Raw genomic sequence first — 26,886 nt, 5'->3', positions numbered from 1 at the left:
GGATACGCGGCCACCGCAGGGGGGCCGCGGCGTACGGCCTCAAAACCCGGCGTTGACCTCCAGCTGGAACACGTCGATGGACAGCGGCGGGCCGAACACCTCCTTGGCCGCCATCCAGCGGCCGGTGAGCCAGACGTTGCGGTCGAAGGCATACGAGGCGCCCAGGGTGTAGCCGCGCGCATTGGTGCCGCCCAGGTGGAAGTTGGAGTCGTTGAACCCGTCGGGCAGCGCGTCCGGGTCGATGTGCTTGTAGCCCAGCCACAGGTTCCAGTCCCCGGCCTGGCGCAAGGCCAGGTCCCCGAAGGTGGCCTGGAACAGCCAGGCGGTGTCGCCGCTGCGGATGTCCGCGGCGGTGGGGGCCGCGCCGGCCGGGGTGGCCAGGTTGGTGACGATGCCGCCGTGGGCGCGGGTCCACAGGGCCTGCGGGTCGTAGGCGGTGTTCTTCAGCCAGTGGCCTTCCAGGCGCAGGCGGGTGTCGGCCAGGGCCGGGGTTTCCCAGCTCAGGTTCACGTCCACCAGCTTGAAGCTGGCGGCCAGGCCCACGTACTGCGGCAGCGGGGTGTTGGCCGGGTCCAGCGGGTCCAGGGCCAGGTTGCGCAGGAGCATGAGGGTGTTGCCCTTCTGCATGAAGGCCGGGCGGGTGCCGTCGGTGCTGCAGACCTGGGCGCCGGCATACAGCGCGCAGGGGGCCGAGTACTCGCCGGAGATGTTGCGGAACTGGTAGTAGGCCAGGGCCGCGCGCAGGCGCTGGTCGTCCCCGAAGCGCCAGTTGGCCCCCACCTGCAGGCCGTTGAGCCACTTGTCGCGGCTGGCCTGCTTGTCCTGACTGGTGGCCGGGAAGTTGTCGGCCGAGTACTCCAGCGGGCTCAGGCCCAGGGTGGCGAACAGGTCCAGCCCTTCGCCCGCGGCCCGTTCGTACTTGACCGCCACGCCGTCGAAGTTCAGGTCATTGGAGAACAGGATGTCGGTGGAGCGGTACGGGTTGGCGAAGCGTCCGCCGGTCAGTTCCAGGCCCGGCAGCGGTGTCCAGGCCAGCCAGGCCTGGTCCAGCCAGGCGTCCTTCTTGGCCAGTCCGCCGCCCAGGGTCTGGGTGGTGGAGACCGGGCTGGTGTCGTTGCCGGTGGCCAGGCGCACGCCGGCGCGGGTGTGTTGGCCCAGTTGCGCCAGCACGCCCAGGCGGGCGCGGATGCGCCAGGAGTTGTTGCGGTCCTGGCGGGTGTTGCGCAGCGGCGGCAGGTCCAGGTGGGTGTTGGGGTTGATGTCGTAGCCGGCCCCGGCGTTGATGCGGGCCCAGTCGGTCTCGATGGGGCTGTTGCGTTCGGAGAACAGGCGCGACTCGTTGCGCACGCGCACGTCCCCGGTCACCTGCACCCGCTGGGTCCACTCGGGCACCGCGTCCGGGGCGGCCCAGCGTTCGGCCTGGGCCTGGGCCAGCACGTCGGCCTTGACCTCCTCGCGCAGGCCCTGGCGCACGGACTCGGACAGGTAGGGCACGCGCACGTCGCCCGGTTCCAGCGCCGGGCCGGCGGCGGTGGCCGGGCGGGCGGCGGCTTCGCGGCGGGCCTCGTCCAGCAGTGCCTGGCCCACCTCCGGGGTGAGGGCGCCGCTGTCGATGAGGCCGCGGATGAGCTTGACCAGGGTGCTGTCGGGGGCCGGGGCGTCCTGGGCCCGGGCGGCGGTGGACAGGGCCAGGGCCAGGCCCAGGCCGGCGGCCAGGGCGGCCAGCGGGCGGGCGCTACGGAGGGGGGAACGGGTCATGGGGGGCTCGCAGAAAGTCATCAGGAAAAGAGGAAGAAAGGCGGACGGGCCGGCTCAGCCGGCCGGCCGGCGGCCCTGCACCAGCACCCGGGCCGGGAAGGCCAGCGAGGCCGGCGGGCGTTCGTCCAGGCGGCCCACGGCGCGGATGGCCGCCAGCACCGCCTGGTCGGCCTCGGGGTTGCCGCTGCCGCGCACCAGTTCGACCCGGCTCAGTTCGCCGCCGGGGTCGAGCCAGATGTTGAGGGTCAGCTGGAAGGCCAGCGGGCGCAGGCGCTCCTCGCGGGCCACGGCCTGCTGCAGCACGTAGCCCAGGTAGCGGCCATAGGCGGCGTTGCCCGCGCCGCCCGCGCCCGCGCCGCTCATGCCGCCGCCGCTGCCGGACTGGATGCCGAAGTTGTCGCTGCCGGCCTGGGCGTCGGCGTTCATGGTCACCGGGTCGGCGGTGTCCGGGGTGGGGGCTTCCTCGGTGGGCTTGGGCACGTCCTCCAGCGGTTCGGGCTCGGGCATGACCTCTTCGGGTTCCACGTCCGGTTCGGGCGTGGGTTCCGGTTCCGGCGGCGGCGGCGGGGGTGGCGGCAGGGCCAGCAGCGGCACCGGGGCGACCGGCCGCTTGCTGCTGGCCGGGCCCTGGAACAGCAGCCACCCGACCGTCAGGGCCAGCAGCGCCAGCAGGCCCAGCACGCCGGCGGCCACCGGCCAGCGCCGCGCGCGGGCCGGCGGGGGGGACGGGGGCAGGCTCATGCGCTCACCCCGGCACCTTGCCGGTGACCAGGCCGACCTGGGTCAGTTCCAGCTTGCGCAGCAGGTCCAGCACCTCCACCACCCGCGCGTACTGCACCTGCGCGTCTCCGCGCACGATGACCGGCAGGTCCGGGTTGACCGCCTGCTCGGTGCGCAGGCGCTCTTCCAGTTCGGCCAGGCTCACCGGGTAGGCGTCCAGGAAAACCTGCCCGGCGTTGTCCACCGTGATGGCCTTGGTCTGCGGCTTCTCCAGCGCCACCGAGGCGCTGGCCTTGGGCAGGTTCACTTCAATGCCGGGGATGGTGGCGTTGCTGGTCAGAATGAAAATGACCAGCACCACCAGCAGCACGTCCACGAACGGGGTGACGTTGATGCCCTTCTCGCGCTTCTTGACGCCGAATCTCTTGGCGGCCATGGCGCGCTCCTCAGGCCCGCACCGAGTGCAGCACCGGCGGCGCGGCGCCGGCGGCGTCGAACTCTTCGGCCAGGCGGGCGCTGAACTCGTCCACGAACACCGCCATGTCCGCGGCGATGGCCTCGGCGCGGGCGGCCAGCCAGTTGTAGCCAAACAGCGCCGGGATGGCCACGCCCAGGCCGGCGGCCGTGCACAGCAGCGCCGCGGCCATGCCCGGGGCCACCGAGTTGATGTCCACCGCCCCGGCCATGGCCGCCACGGCGAACACCAGCATGATGCCGATGACGGTGCCGAACAGGCCCACGTAGGGCGCCCCTTCAATGGTGGTGGAGAGCCAGTTCATGCGCCGGCCCATGCGTTCGGTCTCGCGGATGAGTTCGGCGTCCATGGCCGCGCGGATGGCCGCCAGCGCGGCCGCGCTCAGGCCGTGGGCGTGGGCCTGGCGGCCCTTGAGTTCGGCCATGGCGATGGCGTACAGCCGCCACAGGGAGGAGGCCTGGCACACGTCCTGGCCCAGGGCGCCGGTGCCGGCGCGTTCCTGCAGGGCGGCGGCCGGCTGGCCGGCGACCTGCTGGTACTGGGCCGAGAAGGCCGCGTTGGCCCGGGTCACGGCCCCGAAATAGCGGCCCTTGGTCAGCATGAGGGCCCAGGACAGCAGCAGCATGGCGGTCAGGATGGCCACCACCACCCAGGCATCGACCGGCATGGCCTTCAGGATGAACCCGAAATGGCTCACCCCGGCGTTCTGTTCGTCTTCCCCGAAGGCGGTCAGGCGCGAGGCCGCCCCCTGCGAGAGCGCCTCGGCCCGCAGCAGGCCGGCCGGGCGCGCGACCTTGGACAGGCGCACCTCGTCCAGGGCCCCGGCGAAGGGCTGGGCGGCCGGCACCGGGGCGCTGGCTTCGGCGGCCAGCGGGTCGGCGCCCAGCCGCGCCGGGCCGGCCAGCGCCGGCAGCGGACTGGCCAGCCGCGCCGCTTCGCGCCCGCCCACATACAGCACCACCCCGCCGGCATCGGCGGTGAAGGCCAGGTGGCTCCACTGCCCGGCCGTCAGCGCCGGCACCGGCGCGCTGCGCGCCTGGTCCACCTGCACGAACGGCACGCCGTTGTCCACGCCCAGCAGCAGCACGTGCTCGCCGTCGCGGCGCGCGTACACCGCCTGGGTCGGGCCCAGCTGCTCGGGCTTGACCCAGGCCGAGAACGTCAGGGAGCCGCCGGCCGGCACCGCCAGCGAGGCCGAGGCCGGCAACTGCAACGCCTCCCCGCGCTGCGCGCCGCGGCCGATGACCGCCGCGGCCAGCGGGGTGAACGCGCCGGTGGCGTGGTTGGCGTAGGCGGTGACGTCGCGGGCCTGGGTGTCCGGACCGGCGAAGTGGTACACCGCGGTGTAGTCCGGGTCGAACACCAGTTGCCCGTTGCCGGCGGCCGGGGCCTTCGGGTTGCCGTAATACATCCACAGGGTCTGCGCGCTGGCCGTCACCGCCGGCACGTCCACCCAGATGAGGGCCATGCCCAGGTCCGCGTCGTACAGCTCGACCTGGTGGTTGAGCACCGTGCGGCCGTCGGCGGCCAGGAAGCGCAGGTCCTTGCCGCCCTGGCCCACCCCGTCGAAAGCGAAATTGCCGGTGTGCAGGCGCACCAGCACCGGCATGCGCCCGACGCTGGCGCCCAGCCCGGCGCCCTGCGGACCGGCGTCCACGGTGATGGGCTTGCGGTACTTCCAGTCGGCCTGCCACCACGGGGCCGGGGCCTGGGCCCAGGCCAGCCCGGGCAGGAACAGGCCCAGGCACGTCAACAACAGAATGAGCACGCGTTGCATGTGAATCTCCAGAAAAGAAAGACGGGGGAAGGCGCTCAGTAGCTGGCGCCCACGCTGATGTGCAGGCGGTCGGCGCCGCGGGTGGTGGTGGGGCCGTCCAGCAGGCTGTGGCCGTAGTCCAGGCGCACGTTGAAATGCTCGGTCACCTGGAAACTGGTCCCGAACCCCAGCGCGGCCAGCGAGGCCTCGGCGGCCTGCTCGGGCAGCGGCTTGCGCAGCCCCAGCCAGGCCCCGTCCAGGTAGCCGTGGAAGCGCCAGTCGCGCAGGCCCCAGCGCGCCACCGGCGCGCTGCGCCACTCCAGGGTGAACATCGCCCCGTAGTCGCCGATGGCCTCGGCCGAGCGGTAGCCGCGGGTGGTGTACATGCCGCCGGCGGCGAACTGCTCGCCGGACACCAGCGGCTGGTCGGTCAGCTGCGCCGAGACCTTGGCGAACCACTGCGCCCCGCTGGCCAGGGTGAGGGTGTCGCTGACATCGGCCTTGAGCACGAAAAAGCTGGCATCGGCATAGGCCCGCTTCCAGTCGAACGCGTCCGCGCCGCTGCCGTAGCCCAGCAGGCTGCGCGCCCCGAACACCGCCTGCAGCCCCAGCGCGAACTGGTGCCGCTCGCCCTGCCGGAACCCGCTGTAGGCCAGGCTCACCGGCGCGTACTTCAGCGGCGCGAAGTCGGCCGCCATCCCGGTCAGGGCCACCGCCTCGTCCATGTCCTTGAAGTCCACCCCCACCGCGACCTGGTGCCACCAGGGCCCGCTCACCGGCAGGGTGCGGCTGAACTTGACCCCCAGCGCGTGGCCCTTGCCGGTGACCTGGGTCTGCCCGCTGGACACCACGTTGCTGTCGGAACGGTAGCCGGACACCTCCAGCGCCCCGTCCGGGCCGCCCAGCGGCAGCCGGTAGGACCCGGACCACACGCTGGCCTCGTCCCGGTCCTGCGGGGCGGCGAACCAGGTCAGCGAGGCGCTGTGCTCGCGCTGCCACAGGTTCTCGTGGCCCACCGTCAGAATGCTGCGGGTCGGGGTGGTGTCCACGCTGTGGTCGTTGTTGACCGTGGCGCTGACCCGCCACGGCGAGGCGTCCTCCACCTTCAGGTCCACGTCCATCGTCCCCTCGCCCGCCCCGGGCTTGACCAGCGGCACCACCTGCCGGCGCGCGGTGCGGTTGAGCGCGGCCAGTTCGGCCTGGGCGCGGGTGAAGTCCGGCACCTGGCCGGCCGCCAGCGCCGGCACCGCCGCGCGCAGCCGCGCCGGGTCGTGGTAACGCGCCCCCACCACCTGCACCGTCCCCACCCGGGTCTGGGTCACCTGCAGCAGCACCACCCCGCCGCTGACCTGCTGCCCGGGCAGGTCCACGTACACGGACTGGTAGCCGCGCTGCTGGTAGGCCGCCTGCAGCGCCGCGCGCGCGGCTTCCACGTCGGCCAGGGTCCGCCCCGGGCCCAGGTACGGGCTCACCGCCTGCTCGATGGCCCGCGCCTCCAGCACCGTGTTGCCCCGCACCCGGTACTCCTGGATGTTCACCCGCGCCACCGGCGCGCTCGCCCCCGCTCCCGGCTCGCCGGCCTGCGCCTGCGCGAGAGTGGTCGTCATCAACGCGCACGCGATCCGCAGCGCGAGCGTGGAGGCTGCTCTTGATCCCTGCATCGATTGTTCACCCGAAACGGAAATGGCCCTGATGGACGCGGCGATCGCGCATCCACCTGTCTCTTTTTTCTAGACGGTTGCAGCCGCCGGGGGCCGCAAACATTTTTATGACAGTGCTGTCATATTCGGGCGTGGCTTCGCGCGGTTGCGCGCGATACGGCGTCACCCGCCTCATGCATGCGCGTGATGATCGGAGACCGCGCCCGGCCTGGCGGTTGGCCAGCCGGGACGCGGGAGTCGCGTGCACCGCACGTCGCGGTGTCCACCATCATCGTCACCGGATGCCGCGATGGCTCCGGCATCCGCGTCTCTTTGTCTTTCCTCATCCTTCGCAGAAACAGGTGGCCGACGCCGCCGTCCATCCCTTGGCGGGCGCGCCCACGACCACCGAGCAGGTCGCCTGTTCGGCCACCGCGGCCTGAGACTGGAACTTGTGCTTCTCGGCCAGGCAGGAACGGAGCTTGCCGGCATCCTTGCTGACGGCTTCGCAGCTGGCGAGGATCGCTTCGGAGGAATCGCTCGCGACGGCATAGTTGTCCACGCCGATCACGCCTTCCTGGTGACTGGTGTAACCGACGCCGAACACCTCGACCGTCTTGGCGTTGGCACCGCACTGGTACGTGGTGCTGCAGGCGCGGAAGTCGCCCTGCGTGGCGTTGCCCCACGCCTTGCCCACCACGGTCACCGCGCCGGGATAGTGGACGATGGTGCCGCAATGTTCCGGATCATCATTCTGCTGCGCGAACACCTGGCCCGCGGCCAGGCACGCGGCCAGCGTCATCAGCAACGCCGCCGCCTTCTTGGTGGTTCCTTTCCAGTGGTTGGGACGCATGATTCGTTTCCTCGATTCTGTTCCGGCAATGGAAGAAGCGGCGGGGAAAGGATTTCCCCGCCGCCGGCATGAAGGAGGGCCGGTTCACCGGCGCCTCCGATGGCATGGTTCAGAGGACGCAGGTGTTGATCGTGTTCTGCACCGACAGGCGATAGTTCGCATCGCCATCCAGATAGGCGAAACCGGCCGGCGGAGCGGGACGGTTGGTCTGGCTCGCCAGGAAGTAGCCCAGCAGCTGGCGCAGCGGCGTGGTGCTGGTGCCGTTGGTGTTGCGATAGCCGCCCATGTAGGTGTACGCGAGGATCGGATAGGTCACGCCGGCCGGAATCGTGTTCGGATTGATCAGGCGCAGGCACGCGGGATTGGTCATGCCGGTCACCGCCACGGGCGTGTTGCTGGCGTTGAGCACCTGGCCGGACAGCGGCGCGGGGATGCTGATGGAGGCCGGCAGCGCGGCGGGGCTGGCGCTGTTGACGGTCGGGAACTCGGCGCCCTGCGCATCCACTTCCGGATAGTCCGCATAACCGATGGCCGAGGCGGTGCCGATGACGGAGGTCACCACACCCGGATTGCCGTTGATCGGCGTGGAGGCGGCGTACAGCGGCGCGGCCGAACCCGGCTGGCCCGGCACGGCGGGAACCGCGGCGGCGAAGCTCTGGTTGGGCTTGAAGTAGCCGGCGGGAATGGTGAACTTGCCGTTGCAGGCCGCGGCCAGGTAGCTGGTGAAGGCGAAGCTGGTGCCGCTGCCTTCCGCGCGGTACACGATGTTGATGGGCGCGGTGGAACCCGAACCCGGGATGCCCGACCAGTTGGTGATGCGCGCCGAGAAGATCCGGCACACCTGTTCGGTGGTCAGGTTGGTGAAGCCCAGGGCCGAATGATTCGGCAGCGCGATGGCACCGGCCAGGGTCGGAACCTGCCACAGCTCGCGCGCGGCGCGCGGGCCGCCGTTGAAGCTGGTGACATCGGCCTGGCTGATCGGCGAATCGGTGCCGATGTAGTTCGGCGCGGCGGCGGTGCCGCTGAAACCGGCCGGGCTGGTGCCGGTCTGGTAGCTGCCGCATTCACCGTTGGCGTTGATGACCGAGCCCACGCCGATCAGCACGGTCTTGCCGGTGCCGCTGCCGGTCTGGCAGTAGGAAATCTTGTTGCCGGTACCGGAAGAGAAACGGGCGAACAGCGTGTCCGGCGGGGTCAGCGTGGCGATCGGCGAGGTGGTCACCGCGTTGGTGGTGTTGCGTGACAGGCGCGCGCGGACCGGAACCGTGGTCAGGAAGTTGTCACCCACGTACGACTGGACCGGGAAAGTGGCACCGCCACCGAACAGATCGGCGGCACCGGCGGAACCGGCGGCGGTCATCGCGGCGAACGCGACGACGGCGAGCGGGCGGACGCGCAAGAACGTTGTACGGCGCATAACGAAAACTCCTTTGAAAGGGATCACCATGGCGAGGAAGGAAACCAACCGCGCGGCGGATTCGTCCGCGGTTGCCTGCCACCCGTGATCACGGGTGGCAGGAGGAAGCCTGCGCCGTCATTGTTCCCGCGCGAAGAAACTACGGTGTCGTTCCGGTGAACCCACCGTCACCGTTTCGCAATGTTCCCGTTGCGATGCGTGGTCGCTTCCGGATGCACGCGCGCCAGGTGTCGCAACATCCGCTCGCGGGTCACTTCCGCGTTCGCCGACGTATATGATTCGATGGCTTCCTTGACGTCCTTCTCGTCGTATCCGCTCATCTCCAGGATCGCGGACACCAGTTCATTGAACACTTCAACCGTGGCGCGGTCGTGCCAGACCTTGGCGGGAATGAAGTAACCGATCGGCATGCCGCCATGCGATACCACCATGGGCTGCCGCGCATGGAGCATGTGCTGCTCCAGCCGCTTGCGGAACTCGTACACGCTTACGAATGCATCATTCATGACGCCCCCCGTGCTCGTCTGTCCATTTGCGCATGCTCCTTTTCCATGAGATTCGATATGCCCCGATTCCGGACGGGCCTCCGTGTCCGCGCCATGTTCGGCGCGGACCGCTGGACCGGATGGGCGGGCATCGTCCTTGACGCCCATTGAGCCTTTGCCCCGTCAGGGCTGATCCAGCCGATCGCGTTCGGCGCTGTTGAGCCGCGCGCGTTGCGCGTCGCCCAGCTTGCCGTTGCCCAGCACCTGGAACGCGCTGCCCGGGTCATAGCCGGCGCGGGTGACCGCCGATGCGGGAATGCCCGCCGAAGGCGCCGCGCGGCTGCTCGGACTGTCACCGAAGCCCAGCACCTGCACGCTGATGATCGAGGGTCGCGCCCGCTGCGCCTGCCGGCGCACGGTTTCCTGCGCCGCCTGCACGGCGTTGGTCGCCGCCGCGCTGGCGGTGCTGAGCGCGGCCACGTTCACCGCCGCCACCGTGGGCAATCCGCTTGCGTCGCCCTGGACCTGGATGTTGTCGCCGTTGATCACCTGCAAGGCGGCGAGGTTGACGTTGCCGGAGACGCGGATGCCGGCCTCGCCCGCATCGATGGTGCCCAGCGGCGCGATCAGATCCACGTCGCCCGCCGGCACATCGGGAATCGGCGCCAGCGTCGCGATGCCCGCGCCGGTGCTCGGCACCTGCGGCGACAGGCCGACATTGCCCATGTCGTCGTAGACCAGCCGCGTGGGCGTGTGCACCACCGAGGTCTTCGCGCCGCGGCCGGCGTTGATGTCGCCCTGCGCCGACCACAGGGTGATGCCGCCGCCGAACGTGGTGAACACACGCGAAAGGCCCAGCAGCACGCTGTCGCGGGTGAACACTTCGATGTCGCCGCGTCCCTGGGTCAGCAGGCCCGTGCTGGGCGGCGGTGCCACGCCATCGACGCCGAGGGTCAGCCCGCCGCCGGGCGCCAGCACCTGGATGTCGCCGCCGAAATCGGTGTGCACGCCCGCCGCTTCGCGGAACACGATCGAACCCCGGTAGTCGCCGGGCTTGCCGTCTTCCGCCATGCCCGGCAGGAAGCTGGCGATCGCGTCGCGTCCGCGCAGATAGCTCTGGAAGCGCCGGCTTTCAGGATCGTTGTACTCGCGCCCGGCCAGGCGCAGTTCCTCGAAATAGATGCCGCGCAGGAACACGCCGCGTGCTTCCGCCGGCAGCGCCTGGAACCACGCCAGCGCGCCGTCCGCGCCGCCCTCGTAGCCATGCTGCGCGCGCAGCCAGTCGACCAGTTCGCGTTCGTAGGTGCGCACCACCTTGCCCGGCTGATCGGCCAACGGGCGTTCCGGATCGGCGAGATTGGCCGGATCCAGGTAACGCGCGGCGAAGCCGTCGATGTCCGGGCCACCGGCGCCCAGGCCAGCCGACAGCACGATGCCCGCGCCCGGCCGGCTGTCGCCGGCGACCACCGGTCCGATGCTGCGGAACAGGCTCAGATTCTGATCCGGCTGGTTGCTGGCCACCTCGTCGGTGAACGCCTGGTAGACGTTGCGTCCGGCCGCGACATCGAGCAGGCCCGGGCCGGCGATGCGGAAACTGGTGTTGAGGATGTCGCGGCCCGCGCGCACCAGGGTGATGTCGGTGGTTTCGTTGTTGAGCAGCACATGGCTGCCGGCCAGGATGTCGCGGCCCGCGCGCAGGTAGGTGGGTCCGGCCGCGACGTACCAGGTCCGGGTGCCGTCGAGGCTGCGCTGGATCCGGCCGGTGCTGGCGACGATGTCGCCGTTGGCCGCGTACAGCCGGATCGGATTGCGTACCTGCGCATCCCGTTCGCCCGCGGTGTCCGGCGCGAACGCGAACAGGATGCTCCCGGTCAGCCCGTCGTAGGGCTGGCTGTTGTCCAGCGACGCGTTCGCATCGGCGTGCGCGTTGCTGGTGATCACCCCCGCGGTGTCCAGCACCCACAGCGGCCGATCCGGCGTGGCCATGCTTTCCGTCGTGGCGCCGGACATGGCCGCCTTGCCGATGATGTGATCGCGCGCCAGCACTTCCAGCGTACCTTCGCGCGACGGCGCCAGCAGCACCCGATCCAGCACGACGGAACCGCCGGCGGCGATCGCGGAGAAGCGGCCCGGGTCGTACTGCGTGTAGACGCCGATCGCGGAGACGATGTTCGATTGCAGGAGATCCCCGCCCGCGGCGAACAGATCGAGTCCGCTGCGATCGGTCCACAGGCTGAAGGACGTCGCCATCCCGCCCTCGCCCTGCGCGCCATCGACGCGTGTGCGGCCACCGTTCATCGCCACCCGGCCCGCGTCCAGGCCCGTGCTCACGCGCATGCCGCCGCGCGTGTTCACGCGCAGGCCGCCATCGCCGACCGCCAGCGCCAGCGGCGAATAACCGGTGTGGGTGGAAGGCGCCTGCGTATCCACCGCGCGCGGATCACCGGCGCGATTGATGCCATGACCGGTCGCGGCCGACTGGCCGATGGCGCCCGCGCGGATGCTGGCGTCGCCGCGCAGGCTGGCGATCAGTCCGGTGATCGCGCTGGCCTTCGGGCTCTGGTTCACGCCGGTGTTGATCCGCCCGCCCGCGACCACGCTCAGATGGCCGCCACCGTCCTGCGCGACCCGCCCGGCGGCATCGACCCGACCGCTGGAGGCGACGACGATGGACAGGCCGTCGTTGGAATTCTGCACATCGTTCAGGCCGCGGCTCACCGTGGAGCCGATATCGCCACCGGCCTCCACGTTGACGTTGCCACCGCCCAGCGTGCCGATGCCGGAGAATCCGGCGAACTCCAGCGCGAACGAATTCGGGTTGTAGACGTACTGGCCGAAGTTCACGCCCCACGCCGCGGGCTGCCCGTCCGATCCGCCCTGTCGCCACAGCCAGTTGCCGATGTCGGCGCTGGCGCCCTGGCCGATCTCGATGAAGCCGCGCACGTTGCCCTGCGCCGACAACCGCAGATCGCCGCCGTTGCCGGTGAAGAACATGCGGCGCGCGTCCAGCGTCGCCTCGTAGGCCTCGTTGCCGGAACCCAGCACGGTGCCGTCCGGCTGGCGCGCGCGCGCCTGATCCCGCGCACCGGTGTCGGCGAGCTGGGTGCCGGCGGTGTAGACGCCGAACAGCGATTTCTGCAGGTAGTCGCCGCCGGCCAGCAGATCCAGATCACCGGTGCCGGTGCGGATGACCGACAGCGCCGACTGCTGGCGCGCCGGTCCGACCTTGCCCGACGCATCCAGCACCACGTCGCCGCGTCCCCCCAGCCGCGACGCCGCGGCCAGGGTGCGGCTGTCGGCCGAGGCCAGATCCGCGCCGCCCACCAGACGCATCGACCAGGACTGCATGCCCGGCGCCAGCATCGGCGCCGCCGCCCAGTTGCGGCGGTCCACCTGCGCTTCCACGGTGATGTCCGCATTGGCCGGATCCGCGGTACGCAGGCGGGTGCCCGCGCCGAGGGTGATGGTGCCGTAGAGCATGCCCGGTATCTGATCGCCCGGCCCGTAGTAACTGCCCAGCCCGTCGCTGACCCAGCCCGATTCCACCACCGGCAGATCCACGCCGGTCGCCGCACCGGGGAACACGAACCACATGTCGCCGAAACTGGGATTGAACGGCGCCTGGAAGGTGATGTCGCGATCCGCCGCCTGGCCGCCGCGCAGGATCGGGTCGAAGCGGTAGAAGCCATTGTCGTCCGGGGTCGCCGGCGGCGGCGCGAAGCCGTCGGAGATGCTCCCGTTGACGATCAGATCGCCACCGGCGCGCAGGACCACCACGCCCGGCTCGCCGCTGCCGCGCAGTCCCGGATCGACACCCGGGCCATAGCGGTGACCGGAGAAGTCGAGATCGCCATCGACGATCAAATCGCCGTCCGGCGTCGCGGCCCGGATCTCCACGCCCGGACGCAGGTGGAACGCATCGCCGTAGGCCGACAGGCCGCTCAGCCGATCGCGCAACGCGGCGTTGCCGAGCGCGGCGTCGATGAAGGCGCTGCTGTCGGCATGCATGGCTTCCAGATCGGATTGATCGATCCGGCCATCCTCCGCGGTGTAGCGGCGGAAGGCATTCACCGCCAGGCTGCCCGCGCCCCGCACCACCACGCCGTCCGCGGCATCGACGGCCACGTCGTCCGCGCCGATGCGCCGCGCGTTGATGTCCAGGTGACCACGGGCGACGCCATCGGCCGCGCGCAGATCGATCACCGCGCCCTCGGCGAGCGAAACGCGGCCCTCCGCGCTGGTCAGTTCCACCCGTCCCCGGTTGGCGGCGTCGATGGCCGCGCTGCGTCCGTCGACCTGCAGCTGGTTGGCATGCGCATCCAGCATCGCGCCGGAAGCAAGCACCAGATCGTCGCGCGCGGCCAACCGGATCTCGCCGGGGCGCGCGCCGCTGGCGTCGATGCGCCCGTTGACGGTCAGGCGGCCGCCATCGGCGGAAATCGTCACCCGCCGCGCGCGCACTTCATCGCCGATGACCAGATCGCCGGTGCCAATCACGAAACCGCGCGCCTCGAAGAACCCGCCGTCGTTGAGCCGCGCGTTCAGTCCGGCGAAGTCGGAGAGCGCGTGCGCACGGAGATCGAACGCTCCGCCGATGTATCCGGCGGCACCTGCGCCGAGCAGTCTGCCGGCCAAAACGACATCGCCACGATCGCCGGTCGCGGCCGCTTTGACGGTGCCGGCGTCGTTGCCCGCCGCGGACACATCGATCAGCGAACCGGCGGCCTGCGTGATCGCGCCGTCGCGCGATTCCATCACCAGATCGCCGCCCCAGCTGTGCCGCCGCTCGTCGAAGAACGACAGCGTGCGGCCGGCCAGATCGAGCCGGGCATTCCCGCCCAGGGCGATGTCCTCGCGCGCCTCCAGCACCAGGCGTCCGCTGGGCAGCGCCACGGCCGTATCCACGCTGACGCGCTGGCCGGAGAACCGCACCTCCGCGCCAAGTTCGTTGAAACGGCCGCGGTCGTACGCCGCCGCGCCTTCCGGCGCGTCCACCGTCACTTCGCCACCGGCGCGGTAGGCCATGAAGGAACCGGCGGCACCGGTCAGCACCGGCGTGGAAAGATGCAGATCGCCGCCGGCGTAGCTGTCGGCGTCGGTGCCGGTCGCATGCACCGACAGCGTGCCGCGATGGTTGGCGGTGATGCGCTCGCTGGCGCGCAGATCGACCGCGGCGAAACCCAGCGCCAGCCGATCCAGTTCCACCTGATCCTGTCCACGCGCATACGGCGCGTAACCGAGCTCGATGCGGCGCGCCTCGATGCTCAGGCGGCCCGAGCCGGTGCCCGCGCCGCCGGCGGCCACTTCGGCGGGCTTGAGGCTCGCGTATGGCCGCGACGGTGTGCCGGTACCGGTCGCAAGTCCGTTCCAGACCACGGTGCCGGCGGCCACCCGCGCGGTTTCGTCGGCCTCGCCCCAGCCGTAGAGTGCCGGCGTTTCCAGCCACAGTTGCGTGTCCGCGTCGCCGCTGGCGCGGCCGAGATCGAAATCGACCGCGCCGAACAGGTTGATGGATCCGCCCGCGGTCAACGAGACGCGTTCCACCGGCACGCGTCCGGCCGCCGGATGCACCAGCCGTTCCAGCAGCGTCTGCGTCAGGCGCACGCCATCGCCAATCGTACCCGCGGCGTCGGCTCGCGCGAACGCGTCCTCGGTGCCGATGTGCAGGCTGGGCGCGGTGAGCGCGAAGTAGCGGGCGCTGTACTCGGCGTCGCCCAGATCCAGCGTGCCGTTGGTGGAAAAGCCGAGTGTGCCCGGCGAGCGCAGCACCGCGCCGTCGGCCACGTGGATCGCGTTGGGCGCCACGCTGCCGTCCTGCGGCGCCGCGGTGGGCGGCATGAACCGCACGTCGCCCGCGGATACCGCCAGCACCGCGCCGCCGATGGGATTGCTGTCGTCGTAGCTGTCGGAGAACACGTAGCCGCGCGTGGAATCCAGCAGCGGACCGCTGACGGCGCTGGCCTCGATGACCGCGCCGCCCTCCACGTCCACCCGGTCGCGGCTGGTCAGGAAGATCTGGCCCGCGCGCAGTTGCGCGCCCTCGCGGATCGCGACCGCGCCGCTGCCACCTTCGAACACCACCCGCGGTCCCAGCGGTTGCGCGCCCTGATCCGCCGACGCGATCGCGTCGATCAGGCCGAAGGTGCCGCCGATGGTGAGGATGCCGGCCTGGATGCCGGCCAGGTCCTCGGCGTCCACCGCGGTGAAGCCTTCACTGGCGGCGGCGCCGGACTGCTTGATCTCCAGCGCGCCCAGCGAGGTCAGGAACAGGTTGCCGGCCGCGCCGCCCTCGCTGCCCGCCATCCGTACCTCGCCGGCGAAATCCATCGCGTCGCCGGCCTCGCGCGCGAGATCCAGGTGCAGGCTCTGCGCGTCGCGTTCCAGCCGCGGCCGGCGCGCGCCGAAGCGGGCGGCCTCGGCGATGGCGAAGTCGGCGTAACTGGTTTCGTTGTACTGCGAGAAACGCCGCACGGTGTCGCCGGACATCAGCGTCACCGTGGTCGGCAAGGTGTCGCGCACGCCGGTGTTGGCGGTGCCGAGATAGCCGCTGGCGCGGAACATGCCGCCCGGCATCGCCACCGCGCCTGCCTCGCGCCCGACGGACGCCGACAGTTCCACCCGGAACGCGCCCGGCAGCAGCGCATAGGTCGAGGGCATCAGGGTATAGGTGCCGGCGGGCAGGCCGCCCACCGGCGAGGTCAGCGTGATCTGCTGGCCGACGCGCGGCGCGCCCGCGCCGGCATCGGGCGCGATCGGCGCGTAGCTGCCGGGCATCGACGGCACGATCGCGTACACCTCGGCATCCGGACTGCTGAAACCGTGGGCCGGGTTGGCGTTGGCCAGCGGCGTGCGCAGGATGTCGACCGAACCGCCACGGCCGGTGAAGAACCCGGCGCCGTCCAGTTCACCGCCACCGGAGACATCGATCACCGACCCCGCTTCGGCGGTCAGCGTTACCTGGCCCATCAGCACGCCACGTTCGATCGCCTCGACCGTCTGGCGATCGCCGCCGCCGAGCGCCGCGGCATCGTCGAAATCCACCACCTGGCCGTTGTACAGGTAGCGCAGTCCATCGGCGGTGCCGCCATAGGGCATCCGCAGACCGGCGGCGCTGGTGGACGTGAGGCTGCCGTCGCGCAGCACCACGTTGAAACGCTTGTCGGTGTAGAACGTGTCCGGATCCGGCGTCTTGCCCAGCACGATGCGGCCCAGCGGCGCACGCACCACGCCGCCCTGGTCGATCTGCGCGGCGCGCAGGCTCAGTGAACCGAACACCGAGAACGGCACTTCCGGCGTATCGCCGTAGCCGCGGATGATCAGGGACCGCGCCGGATCGAATTCATCCGCGCCGGGGTTGATCGCTCCCGCGAGGATCTGCGCGCTGGCATGGGTGTTGGGATAGATCTGGCGCGCGGTCAACCGCATGTCGCCGGCGGTCTGCAGCAACCCGTTCCCCAACCGCAGATCCCCGCGACTGACCAGTTCGACCCGGTCGAAGCCGAAACGATCCACCGCCTCCGGGGTCCACTGGCCCGGCGCGGTTTCGCGGTGCACGGCGCCGGAACCGCCGAAGAAGGTCGCGTCCTGCGCATCGAACAGATCGGCGCGGATCTCCAGCGAGGCTTCGTTGCGCGAGGACGGCGCGTAGCCCAGGTAGCCGCCGCCGATCGTGTCCACCAGACCCGGTCGGGGCTGGCCTTCCTGCGGCTCCTCGATGTCGGCGACCTTGCCGGCCAGCAGCACGTGCGGCGCGGCCAGCACCACCCGCGCGTCCGGCGTGGCGTCCGCCACCGACAACAGGCCACGGCGCAGCGCCAGACGCTCGCTCATCCGCAGCTCCACATCGCCTTCGAAGGAAATCACGTCGCGGCTCCACAGATCCAGCGAGCCGAAGCCGCCCGCCTCGATCTCCTCGACGCTGATCCGCGCACCGTCGCGCAACGACGGATCGAGCGTATCGCCCGCCTCCGCGTCCGCGCCCAGGCCACTGCGCACGCGCGCCTGGCTGACGCTCAGCGTGCGCGCGCCACCACCGGCGCCGACGCGGTTCTCCAGCACCAGATGCAAACGGCCCCCGGCGGCGCCGGCACCGCCCGCGGCCGCGCGCAGATCGCCATCGTTGAGGATGCCGGCGACCGAACCCAACTGGATCAGGCCGCCATCGCCCGCCACGAGAGTGGGACGCGCCAGCGGCGGTTGCCCGCCGACCACATCGATCGTCGCCGCCGCGCCCGACGCGTCCAGCCGCGCGCCCTCGCGGATCACCACGGTGGCGCGCGACGCGGCGAGCATGTCCTTGACCTCGCGGTCATAGGTTTCCAGTCCGATGCGGATCGCGCCGCCATCCTGGACCAGGCCATAGCGGCGACCCTGCATATCCTGCGCGGTCCACGCGCGTCCGGCCGCGTCGAGCACGGCGTTGCCGCCCACCCACAGCGACGCATCGGGCGCGCCGGCCGCCAGCCGGCCGACCGCGCCGATCGGCACGCTGACCAGGGAAATCTCGCCCCCCGGCGCAGTGATTTTCCCGTCCACCACCAGTTGTCGCGCCGCCGCCAACTCGACACGATGACCCGGATCGACCGTGATGGCCGCGCCCTCGCCAACCTCCAGCGAAGTGCCATGCAGGGACAGATCCGCGCCCGCGCGCAGGCTGAGCCGGCCGTTGGCCGGATCCTCGGCGATCAGCGGCGGTGTCCATTGCTCCAGCGCCGATCGCGACGCGGTACCCGAGGGCAGGCCGAACGCGGCCGCGGTCGGCCGCAGCAGCGGCATTTCGGTGGTCAGCGTGGTTCCATCGGACACCACGAGTCCGGCGCGGCTGCCGATCCGGTAGTCCGCGAAACCGCTGTGCAGCAGTTCCGAATCAAGTTTCAGCGCGGGCCCGAAATGGACTGCCTGCTCGAACCAGGTTCCGCGCGGCAGCACCTGCCCGGCGTTCACGGTGACCGCGACCGGTGCGATTTCGCCGGCCCGCATCGACAGCGTGTACGGATGCACGGCGAATCCCTGCGGGAACGCCGAGGACGGAAACACCGTGCCCGGCGGGAAGGTCGTGCCGGACAGGAATTCCATTCGCGTTCCGGCCGGAAGCACCGTGCCGCCGGTCACCCAGGTGCCGTCGGCGTTCACCCACACGTTGTCGGGAACGGTCCACTCGCCGGCCAGTTCCACCACCGGTTGCGCCTGGGTGTCGGGCACGACCGCGGGCAGCGGACGATCCGGAACGACCGTGTTCACCGAGGCGGACGCGTCGATCGGCAAGCGGCCGCCGATCGCCACGGTCACCGCTTCGGCCAGCACCACATCCGCCGGCAGCCGCGTGCCGGCTTCCAGCACGCCGCTCTCCAGCACCGCGTTGTCGCCGAACACCACCGGCGCGGGCGACCACAGCGTCAGGGTGCCGCCACCGGCCACGCCGGCGGCATGGATCTCGCCATCGAGCACCAGCTCGCGGCCGGGGCGATCGGACGTGCCGGTGCCCGCCACCGCGACGCGGTCGTCGTTGGCGATCAGGCTCAGATCACCGCCGCGTCCACCGACCAGGCGACCGTCCGCGCGCAGCGCCGCGCCCGAATCCAGATCGACCCGGCTGCCGGCGGCCAGGCGCACGGAGCCTTCCACCATGCGCACCGACAGCTCGCCGCCGTCGATGTGCGCCAACGACACCGATTCGGCGCCGTCCGCCAGCGCGTTGTGCCAGGTACCCGCCAGATCGAGGGTCGCGCCGGCGCCCAGCCCGAACGAAGCGTTGCCATCCCCGCGCAACAGGAACGCATCCTCGCGCGCGGACACCGTCGCCACGTTCACCACGTTGTCGGCGTGGATGCTGCCGCTGCGGATGGTCACATCGGCATTGATCGCGATGTCGGCGGCCGACAGATCCAGCGCGCCGCCGTCGGCCAGGGTCAGCGCCTGATCGATCCGCACCTCGCCCGCGCTCATCAGGGTCAATCCGCCCAGCCCGCTCCGGTTCAGGCGCCCGGCATCGAGCAGCACGGTGCCGATGCGATCTTCCGGCAGCGCGGAATCCGCGTCGCCGGTCGCCACGTCGTCGAACGCGCCCACGACGATGCGGCTCGCATGCGGCGTCTCGAAGCCACGCGCGTTGACCCGGCCGATGACGAGTTCGCCCGCGCGCGCCACGGCGGTCTGCGCCTGCCGGTAGCCGTCCACGGCGTCGCGCGCGCGCGTCTGCCGCGCGCCTTGGAAGACCGTCGCCTGGATGTCGCCTTCCAGCACGGCGGTGGGCGCATCGACGACCAGGCGGCCGGCGTCGCGGCCGACCGTGTAGCCGTTTTCCAGCCGCTGTCGCGGCGCGATGATCGGATTGGCGAAGTTGTCCTTCACGCCCCAGCGCGCGTGATCGATCTGGTAGCCGCTGTAGACGCCGGCATAGGCCAGGTGCGCCGGCGCGTCCTGCAACGTGTAGAGGTGGCCATCGGCGCCGCGCAGCCAGGATTGCTGGACGTAGCCGGTCTGCACGTCCAGCGACCCGCCGGAAAGATTCACGCGGGAGCCGGCGCGGGTGATCACTTCCTTGCCGCCCAGGGTGACGGTACCGCCCTGTGCCGCCCATTCGCCGATCGAATGCCCCTGGTTGTTCAACCAGCCACCCACTTCCAGCAGGCCGCCTGCCGCGTACCAGCGATCGGAGGCGTAGCCGCCGGTACCGGCCGGCACCAGGATCAGATCGCGCCGATCCACCCAGACCGTGCCGTTCTGCAGGGCGCCGCTGTCGCGGTTGTGCGGCGAATCGCGCAGCTCGTTGCCCTGCACGTCGACCTTGACCGTATTGCTTTCCATCGCCACCCGCACGCCGACCGCGCCGGACACGTCCAGTTGCGCGCGTTCCGCCAACTGCGCGCGATCGCCCGCGCTGACCGAGATCTGACCGCCCGTGGCGAGGGTCAGCGAGTCGCTTTCGAAGTTCACGTCGCCGCCGGAGACGATTTCCACCCGCGACTGGTCGCGGCGATCGGACAGCCGCGAGTAGTTGTCGAACGCGCCGGATTCGGTCTGCATCCGCAACGCATCCAGCTTTTCCGATTCGGCGATCAGCGCATCGCGCTGGCTGTCCAGCGCCGTGGTCTTGCCGTCGTCCTCCAGCAGCACCGCGGTGACCGCGTCCTTGCCCAGGGTGACGCGCCCTTCGGCGTCGGCGGCGGAGTTCAACAGATGCACCGTGCCGCGCGTGTTGACCGTGGTGGTCGCCACCGCCACGCCGTCCTGGCGCACGTCGTGGCCGGTCAGGGTGACGTCGCCTTCGCGGGCCTGGATCACGCCGGTGTTGACGACCCTGCCGGTGGACGTGGACGTCGCGTCGCGTACGGCGGCCACCTCGTTTCCACGGGTGGTCGCCGCCTGGTTGCCTTCGGTGCCGGCCCCCTTGCGGATGATGAAACTATCGCCGGCCGCGAGCAGCGCCTGGCCCTTGCGGGTGACGATCTGGCCCGCGTTGTCCACCTCGCCGCCCAGCAGCAGCACGTAGCCACCCCCCTGGGTGACCGAGGTCGGTTCCTTCGTCTGGATCAGCGCGCCGGCATCCACCACCACCGCGCCGCCGGAATCGGTGAAACCGGGCGCGCCGTCCGCGCCGTACAGGCCGCCTCCGAGGAACTGCGCATCGCCCATCCGCGCGGCGGCCGCCACCAGATTGCGCACGTTGACCTGCGAACTGCCGTCGAACACCACGCCGTTGCGATTGAGCACCAGCACGGTGCCGTCGCCTTCGATCCGGCCCTGAATCTGCGAAGGCCGCGCCAGCGGATCGTTCACCCGGTTGAGCACCACCCAGTCGGCCTGCTGGTCGTACTTCACCGTGGTGTCGCGACCGATGTTGAAGGTTTCCCAATTGAGGATGGCCTTGCTGCCGGTCTGCTCGATGGTCACCGTGGTCCGGCCGTCGACGACCTGCTGGGTGGGATCCTTCGCGTTGTGCCAACCGCGGGTCAGCGCGTCCTCGTCGACCTTCAGGCCGCCTTCGCCCAAGCCGTCGGGAACGTTCGACGGCCGTCCCAGGGCCGCCTGCCGCGCCTGCTGCTGGAGCGCCTGGCGCAAGGCAATCGCCTGCGCCGCGACGCCGAGGTTGTTGACCGACTGCTGCAGCTTGTCGCGCGCGGCCTGGGATTGCTGCTGCGGGCCATTCGGGCGCCACGGCGCAGGCGCGCCGCCGGGCAGCTTGCCCGTCGAATTGACCGCGTTCTGCACCGCTGCCTTGTTGGCGAACCACGCCTGGCTGAAAGCCTGCTGCGCCGACGCGGCGTCCATGCCGCCGCCGGCAACCAGCAACAGGCCGATCGCCCGTGCGAGCGGATGCGCGCGGAACAGGGGGCGGGAGGGGGCAATCGCTTGCTTGGGCACTGCGGACGCTCCAGGAAGAAGGGGGCGGTGGCGCAGGCCACCATGGCTTTCCTTCTTCACGACGCTTCCAGCCGGACGAACCCGCAAACCCCTCGGTGCGAAGCCGCACGCCGCAGGCGTGGCCGCGGGGTTGCGCGGCACGCTCCTGAACACGCCTGTTGGCGCGCCGTATCAACCCAGCAGGACGATGTCGCCGGGCAGCGTGGTGACGCGCGTGGAGAACGCCTGCTGGATCTGCGCGATCACCCGATCCATCTGCCGGATCGGAAAACGTCCGCTGACCGATCGTCCTTCCAGTTCGCGGTCCATCAACACCACCCGGCCACGCCGATAGCGGTTGATCTCGGCCACGGCCTCGGGAAGCGGCGTGTTGCGGAACACGATCACCCCGTCGCGCCACGCGGAAACCACGTCAGGCTCGATGGCGCGCACCGTTTCCAGTCCCGTCTCGCCATAGTCCACCTGGTAGCGCGGCGCCAGCGTGCGCTGCTGGTTTCCCACCTGGACCGTGACCCGTCCGCGCAGGCAGGTCACGCAGGTGCGCTCCTCCACCCGCCGCACTTCCAGGCGCGCCGGCAGCTCCGCGATGATCCGGCCCGCGCCGGCGGCGATGTGGAACCGTCCTCCGGCCACCGCCATCGCATCGACCGCCGCTTCGCCCGCCAACAACGTCACCCCATCGATCCGCCCGTCCTGCCGTTGCAGCGCGACGCTGGTGCGGGTGTTCATCGCCAGCACGATGCCTTCGTGCAGGCGCACGGTGCGTTGCTCGCCGGTGGCGGTGCGGTAGTCCGCGTCCCACTCCGAGATCGGCGCCCAGGCGCCGAGCAGCGGATGTTCGGCCAGCAGCGCCACACCGGCCACCGAGGCGGCGGCGGCCATGCCGCCGATGAAGGCGCGCCGGCTCATCCGTCGGCCATTCGCGTTCGTGGACGAAAACGCCGATTGCGCGATCAGCTGCTCACCGGCCGGCGCGAAATCGCGCCACAGGCGCTTGGCGTCCTCGAACGCCGCACGGTGCGCCGGTCCCTGCGCGCGCCAGCGCTGCAACGCACGCGCGTCGTCCTCGGTCGCCTGGCCCGATGCCAGCCGCCGCACCCAGGCATCGGCCTCGCGCCGGAGCGCATGCTTCTGGTTGTCGTCGTTCGGGAATGTCATGCCGCGTTTCGCCCGCCCCCGGCGGACCATCCCGGCCGGAATGGCCGGTAACCGTCAGACAATAGACCGATTTCGCTGGCCAATCCCGCATGGCGACCGTCCCCGGCGCCAGCCGGGACGCCCGATGCCGCGCGCGTCAACGCCCCAACCGGGCCGCGCAGTAGGCCTGCGCCTTCTGCAGCTCCAGTTCCACCAGGCGCAGTGAAATCCCCATGCGACGCGCCACTTCCGGCTGGGTGAGCTGCTCCACGCGCACCGCCAGCAGGATGTTCCTGCGCCGTTCGGGCAGTTCCCGCATCACCCGCGCCAGTGCCTCCAGTTCCGCCTGCGCGCCCGCCGATTCGGCCGGGCCGGGCGCGGAGTCCGCAACTTCCAGCAGATCGTCCACTTCGCGCACGCTGAGTTGCCGTCCGGCCGAACGACGCAGATCGACCGACGCGTTCAACGCCATGCGGAACAGGTAGTGCCAGGGATCGACCACGGTATCGGCCACCCGGCGGGTGGACAGCCGCAGCCAGGTTTCCTGCAGCGCATCGCTGGCCACCTCGTCCGAACCCAACCGCAGCACCAGCCGCCGCTTGAGTTCGTTGTAACGCAGCACCAGGAACTGCTGCAGGCCGGCGGCCGCGCCCACCGCGCTCATGGCGCGGTGTCCGGGGCGGCGCAGGCCCACGCGTAGCCCGTCGCACGCGGCAACACCAGCAGGGTAAAGGGCTGTTCCATCCCCGCCGGCACCGGCACGCCCAATGCCAGGCTGTTCATGGCCTCATGCACCGCCGCGTCCACGTCGGCGTCACCGGTCGATTCCAGCAGCCGCGAACGGCTCGTCCGGCCATCGGCCGCGAACCACAACTGCACGGCGAGGCGGTGACGCCCCTCGGCCAGTTCCGGCCGGCGGCAGAACGCCTCGCCCAGGCGCTGCTGGATGGCGCCGTAGTACCAGGCCGGATCGCGCGCGGGCGCCGGCGCTTCGACGGCGGCGTCACGCGTCAGGACCAGCGCGCCCTGTCCCACCTGCCGGATCCGCAAGCCACTGTCCTGCAGGATTCGCGCAAGCGCCTCGGCCGCGCCGAAACGCCCGCGCGCACCGGCGGATGCCACGCCGGTGGTCAAACTGCTGTCATAGATGACCGACTGGCCGGTGATGGCGCCAAAGGCCTGGATGGCGCTATCCAGCGCCTGCGGCCCGATGTCGAAATCGAACGTGTCCTCCATGCAGGACGCGCGGTCCATGCCCGCCGCGTCGCCGCGGACAGGCTCCCGCACTCCTTGCGCGTCTTCGCATGGCGCAACACGTCCCTGCGCCGACGGAGCCGTAGCCGCAGCCATCGCCAGTACTCCCGAGAGGACCAGGGCAGGACCGACGGCCACCTTTCCGGTGCGTTTGACCTTCTGTGGACCCAAGGTTCGATACCTGCCTCGGGGCCATCCTAGGCAGCGAATATGACGCTTTGGTGTCCGCGCCCCGTGTCGCGGAGGTGACATCGGGACGCCGCCATCCCCCGGCAGTTCCCAGACGCCGATGCGCGCCCGCGCGGCGTACCGTGCAGAAAAGGCCAATGCGGGCGCTGGCCTTCGCGGACACCGCGGCCGGCAGGATCAAGGATCCGGATCCGGCGACTGGTGATCCAGATGAAGGGGCACGCACACCCAGATGCTGTTGCCCTGCGCATCGAACCGCGTACTGCATTCCCGGTAGTTTCCGTTCGCGTCCTGAACGATGAGCGCGCAGGCGCTGAAACTCATGGAAATCGCGGTGACCGCCAGCAGCAACGCCATGGCGAATCTCTTCTTCATGAATCGATCTCCGGTTGGCTCCATGGAACGACCCGCGTGGGTCGGAAAGCGCGATCCCTCCCGCGCCCGCCATGCATGTCAGCCCCGCAGCCGGGCAGCCATGGCGGATTCGATCATTTCAGGATCGATGCGCCGGCGATCACCCCTGAACCGCCAGCCGCCGGGCACGGCCGATGGCGTCCTCCTTCACCCGCGCCAGGTTGTCCGGATCCGTCAGCGTGGGCGCCAGCGCGATCTCGCCCGCCGTTTCGATGCCGAGAAAACGCAGCCACTGGCGCATGTACGGCTTCTGGAAGTCCTCGTACTGGGTGACCGCGCCTTCGGAGAAATCACCGGCGCTGGAGTACATCAGGAACGCGCGCTTGCCACCCAGCAGCGGCTGATAGCCCTCGTCGCGCGACCAGCGCCAGTTCTGCCCGGGCAGGGTCACGATGTCGATGTAGTGCTTGAGCCGGTACGGCAGGCCGTAGTTCCACATCGGCACGCTGAACACGTAGACGTCGGCGCGGTTGAACTGTTGCGAGACGCGCACGGCGCGCTCCCACTGCGCCCGCTGTCCGGCCGTCGCGTTCTGCGCGCGCAGCACCGCGAACTTGGCGGCGATCATCGACGCATCGAACTCGGGGAGTTCGAGATTCCAGACATCCACCGTTTCCTGCGTGTCTTCGGGATGCGCCTGCCGCCAGGCATCGAGGAACGCGTCGGCGAGGGCAAGCGAGCGGGAATCCGCGCCGCCGGGCGAGGCGCCGATGTGAAGTACGTGGGTCACGGAAGCATCCTTGTGCGGCTCGCCGCGCGGAGTGGGGAGCGGCATTCTCGGGAACGCATCCGTCACCGCACAAGTACGCACTTCGAGGTGCCTGCTCCCTTTCTGCGGCTGAAGAGCGGCCGACCCACTTTCTCATGATCGCCTTGCCTCTCCCTTTTAAAAAAGGGGGATTGAGGGGGATTCGCCCCTTCGCGCCAAAAGCAAATCCCCCGTCACCCGCTTCGCGGGCGCCCGCCCCCTTCTACGAAGAGGGCTGAAGCACGAGCATTCTCCATTGCCATGCAATTCTGGTTTCTCCCTTGACCGGCCATTCGGCTGTTGAAAGCGAAAAAAGGGGGATCGCGGGGGATTCGCTCTTCGCGCAGGAAAAACCGCCTCCCTCACCCACCCCGCAACAGCGGCGCGATCTCGCGCATCCTGCCCTGCGTGGCCGGCCCGACCAGCGCGAATGCGGTATCGCCCTCGGCCCAGTACTGCGCCAGCAACCGGCCGTCGCGGCGTTCGCCGGTGGTGTTGCGCGGCGTGCGTGGTCGCAGGTACAGGCCGATGCGCGCGCCCTCCGCATCCTCATACACCAGCATCGCCGCCGCGCCTTCCGGCGTGGACAGCAGCCGCCCCGCTCGCAGGCGGAACCCCTGCGCGCTCAGGTCGGGGACGTCTCCGGCCGCGCCGAAATGCGTGTGCATCCACGTCTTCAATGCCGCCGGCGCGATGTCGCCCGCGCTCCTTTCGCCGTCGCTGGCGAACAGGCGATACGCGGCCACCGCATCGGCCATCGGCAATTGCTCGGAAGCCAGTCGCATATCCCGCCATTGCCAGCCGGCGACGCCGCCGATGCCCAGCGCCAGCAGGCAACTGGCCGCCAGCCCCAGGCGCGCGCGCCGCTGGCGGCGCAGGCCGGCGCGCAGACGATCCGGCCGCAAGCTGGCCGGCACGGCCTGCTCCAGGTCGCGCGCCCAACCCGCGCGCAGCGCTTCGGCGTCATGCTTCCACGCCTCGATCCGGGCCGCCTGTCCGGGGTGTTCGCGCAACCACTGCCGTACCGCCTCATGGCGATCCGCGGCCAGGCGTCCGTCGATGTAGGCGTGCAGATCTTCTTCCGTCGGCGACCAGCGATTCATTTGAGTACCCTCAGGGTGCGGGGCGACGCGGCGCCGTCATTGGTCAACGCGCGCAGCCTTTCGCGTGCGCGCGACAGGCGCGACATCACCGTGCCGATGGGCAGGCCGAGCATGTCCGCCGCCTCGCGATAACTGAAACCTTCCCCGCTGACCAGCAGCAACAGCGCGCGATGATCCGGCGGCAAGCGCGCGAACGCGGCCAGCACGGATTGTCCCTCGTGGATGCGTTCGGGCGAGGGCGCCATCTCCACCGGCTCGGCGCCGAACAGTTCCAGCATCCGCTGCCATCGCCGCGCGCGCCGATGCTCGGTGACGAACTGCCGGTAGACGATCGCGAACAGCCAGGCCTGCAGGGCGGCGTCATCGCGGCGCGAATCCCAGCGTCGCAACGCGCGTTCCAGCGCGGCCTGCACGATGTCGTCCGCGCCGTCGCCGGCCAGCGAGCGCGCGAAGCGCCGCAGCCGGGGCAGAAGCGCGCTCAGGCGCGGGTCGTCGGGAGCATCCATCGTCATCGTTTCGGAACGGGTCGTGGGGTAAGACGCACCCGAGGCCCGGATTATTCCATCCGTCTCCG

16 protein-coding genes are annotated in these 26,886 nt (G+C 70.6%); all 16 read right to left on the bottom strand.

Features of this window, described 5'->3' with window-relative positions; translation table 11 throughout:
* Positions 1–39: 39 nt before the first annotated feature.
* Positions 40–1,758 carry a putative porin gene (locus AC3DEZ_RS15430; protein ID WP_488388304.1) on the bottom strand — a complete coding sequence of 573 codons (1,719 nt, stop codon included), beginning with the start codon at positions 1,756–1,758 and terminating at the stop codon, positions 40–42.
* 54 nt (positions 1,759–1,812) lie between these two features.
* Positions 1,813–2,499: a cell envelope integrity protein TolA gene (gene tolA / locus AC3DEZ_RS15425; RefSeq protein WP_488388305.1), complete on the bottom strand. Its 687-nt coding sequence runs from the start codon at positions 2,497–2,499 to the stop codon at positions 1,813–1,815.
* A gap of 4 nt (positions 2,500–2,503) precedes the next feature.
* Positions 2,504–2,914, bottom strand: coding sequence for an ExbD/TolR family protein (locus tag AC3DEZ_RS15420; protein ID WP_488388306.1), 411 nt, complete (start codon positions 2,912–2,914; stop codon positions 2,504–2,506).
* A 10-nt stretch (positions 2,915–2,924) separates the two neighbouring features.
* Positions 2,925–4,730, bottom strand: coding sequence for a DUF2341 domain-containing protein (locus tag AC3DEZ_RS15415; protein WP_488388307.1), 1,806 nt, complete (start codon positions 4,728–4,730; stop codon positions 2,925–2,927).
* 35 nt (positions 4,731–4,765) lie between these two features.
* Complete coding sequence (locus AC3DEZ_RS15410; protein ID WP_488388997.1) at positions 4,766–6,316, bottom strand: ShlB/FhaC/HecB family hemolysin secretion/activation protein; 1,551 nt, start codon at positions 6,314–6,316, stop codon at positions 4,766–4,768.
* A 376-nt stretch (positions 6,317–6,692) separates the two neighbouring features.
* The gene (locus tag AC3DEZ_RS15405; RefSeq protein WP_488388996.1) at positions 6,693–7,202 is read right to left on the bottom strand and encodes a hypothetical protein; all 510 of its coding nucleotides are present in this window, start codon (positions 7,200–7,202) and stop codon (positions 6,693–6,695) included.
* 109 nt (positions 7,203–7,311) lie between these two features.
* Positions 7,312–8,619, bottom strand: coding sequence for a PstS family phosphate ABC transporter substrate-binding protein (locus tag AC3DEZ_RS15400; RefSeq protein ID WP_488388995.1), 1,308 nt, complete (start codon positions 8,617–8,619; stop codon positions 7,312–7,314).
* Positions 8,620–8,786: 167 nt separating this feature from the next.
* Complete coding sequence (locus AC3DEZ_RS15395) at positions 8,787–9,125, bottom strand: hypothetical protein (protein WP_488388994.1); 339 nt, start codon at positions 9,123–9,125, stop codon at positions 8,787–8,789.
* A gap of 162 nt (positions 9,126–9,287) precedes the next feature.
* On the bottom strand, positions 9,288–21,467 hold the full coding sequence (locus AC3DEZ_RS15390) for a filamentous hemagglutinin family protein (RefSeq protein WP_488388993.1): 12,180 nt from the start codon (positions 21,465–21,467) through the stop codon (positions 9,288–9,290).
* A 171-nt stretch (positions 21,468–21,638) separates the two neighbouring features.
* The gene (locus tag AC3DEZ_RS15385) at positions 21,639–22,625 is read right to left on the bottom strand and encodes a FecR family protein (RefSeq protein WP_488388992.1); all 987 of its coding nucleotides are present in this window, start codon (positions 22,623–22,625) and stop codon (positions 21,639–21,641) included.
* Between the two features lie 136 nt (positions 22,626–22,761).
* On the bottom strand, positions 22,762–23,268 hold the full coding sequence (locus tag AC3DEZ_RS15380; RefSeq protein ID WP_447104616.1) for an RNA polymerase sigma factor: 507 nt from the start codon (positions 23,266–23,268) through the stop codon (positions 22,762–22,764).
* Positions 23,265–23,858, bottom strand: coding sequence for a secretin and TonB N-terminal domain-containing protein (locus AC3DEZ_RS15375; protein WP_488388991.1), 594 nt, complete (start codon positions 23,856–23,858; stop codon positions 23,265–23,267). Before AC3DEZ_RS15375 ends, AC3DEZ_RS15380 begins: the two co-directional genes overlap by 4 nt.
* 366 nt (positions 23,859–24,224) lie before the next feature.
* On the bottom strand, positions 24,225–24,422 hold the full coding sequence (locus tag AC3DEZ_RS15370; RefSeq protein ID WP_488388990.1) for a hypothetical protein: 198 nt from the start codon (positions 24,420–24,422) through the stop codon (positions 24,225–24,227).
* Positions 24,423–24,561: 139 nt separating this feature from the next.
* Positions 24,562–25,191, bottom strand: a complete 630-nt coding sequence (locus AC3DEZ_RS15365; protein ID WP_488388989.1) for an FMN-dependent NADH-azoreductase — start codon at positions 25,189–25,191, stop codon at positions 24,562–24,564.
* Between the two features lie 380 nt (positions 25,192–25,571).
* Complete coding sequence (locus tag AC3DEZ_RS15360) at positions 25,572–26,312, bottom strand: anti-sigma factor family protein (RefSeq protein ID WP_488388988.1); 741 nt, start codon at positions 26,310–26,312, stop codon at positions 25,572–25,574.
* A complete protein-coding gene (locus tag AC3DEZ_RS15355) occupies positions 26,309–26,818 on the bottom strand; it encodes an RNA polymerase sigma factor (protein WP_488388987.1) in 510 nt (169 codons plus the stop codon). Before AC3DEZ_RS15355 ends, AC3DEZ_RS15360 begins: the two co-directional genes overlap by 4 nt.
* Between the last annotated feature and the right edge of the window lie 68 nt (positions 26,819–26,886).

It is taken from the genome of Pseudoxanthomonas sp. 134C1, assembly GCF_057773065.1.
Note: the sequence above shows the minus strand (reverse complement) of the source record. Positions and strands in the feature narration are given on the sequence as shown.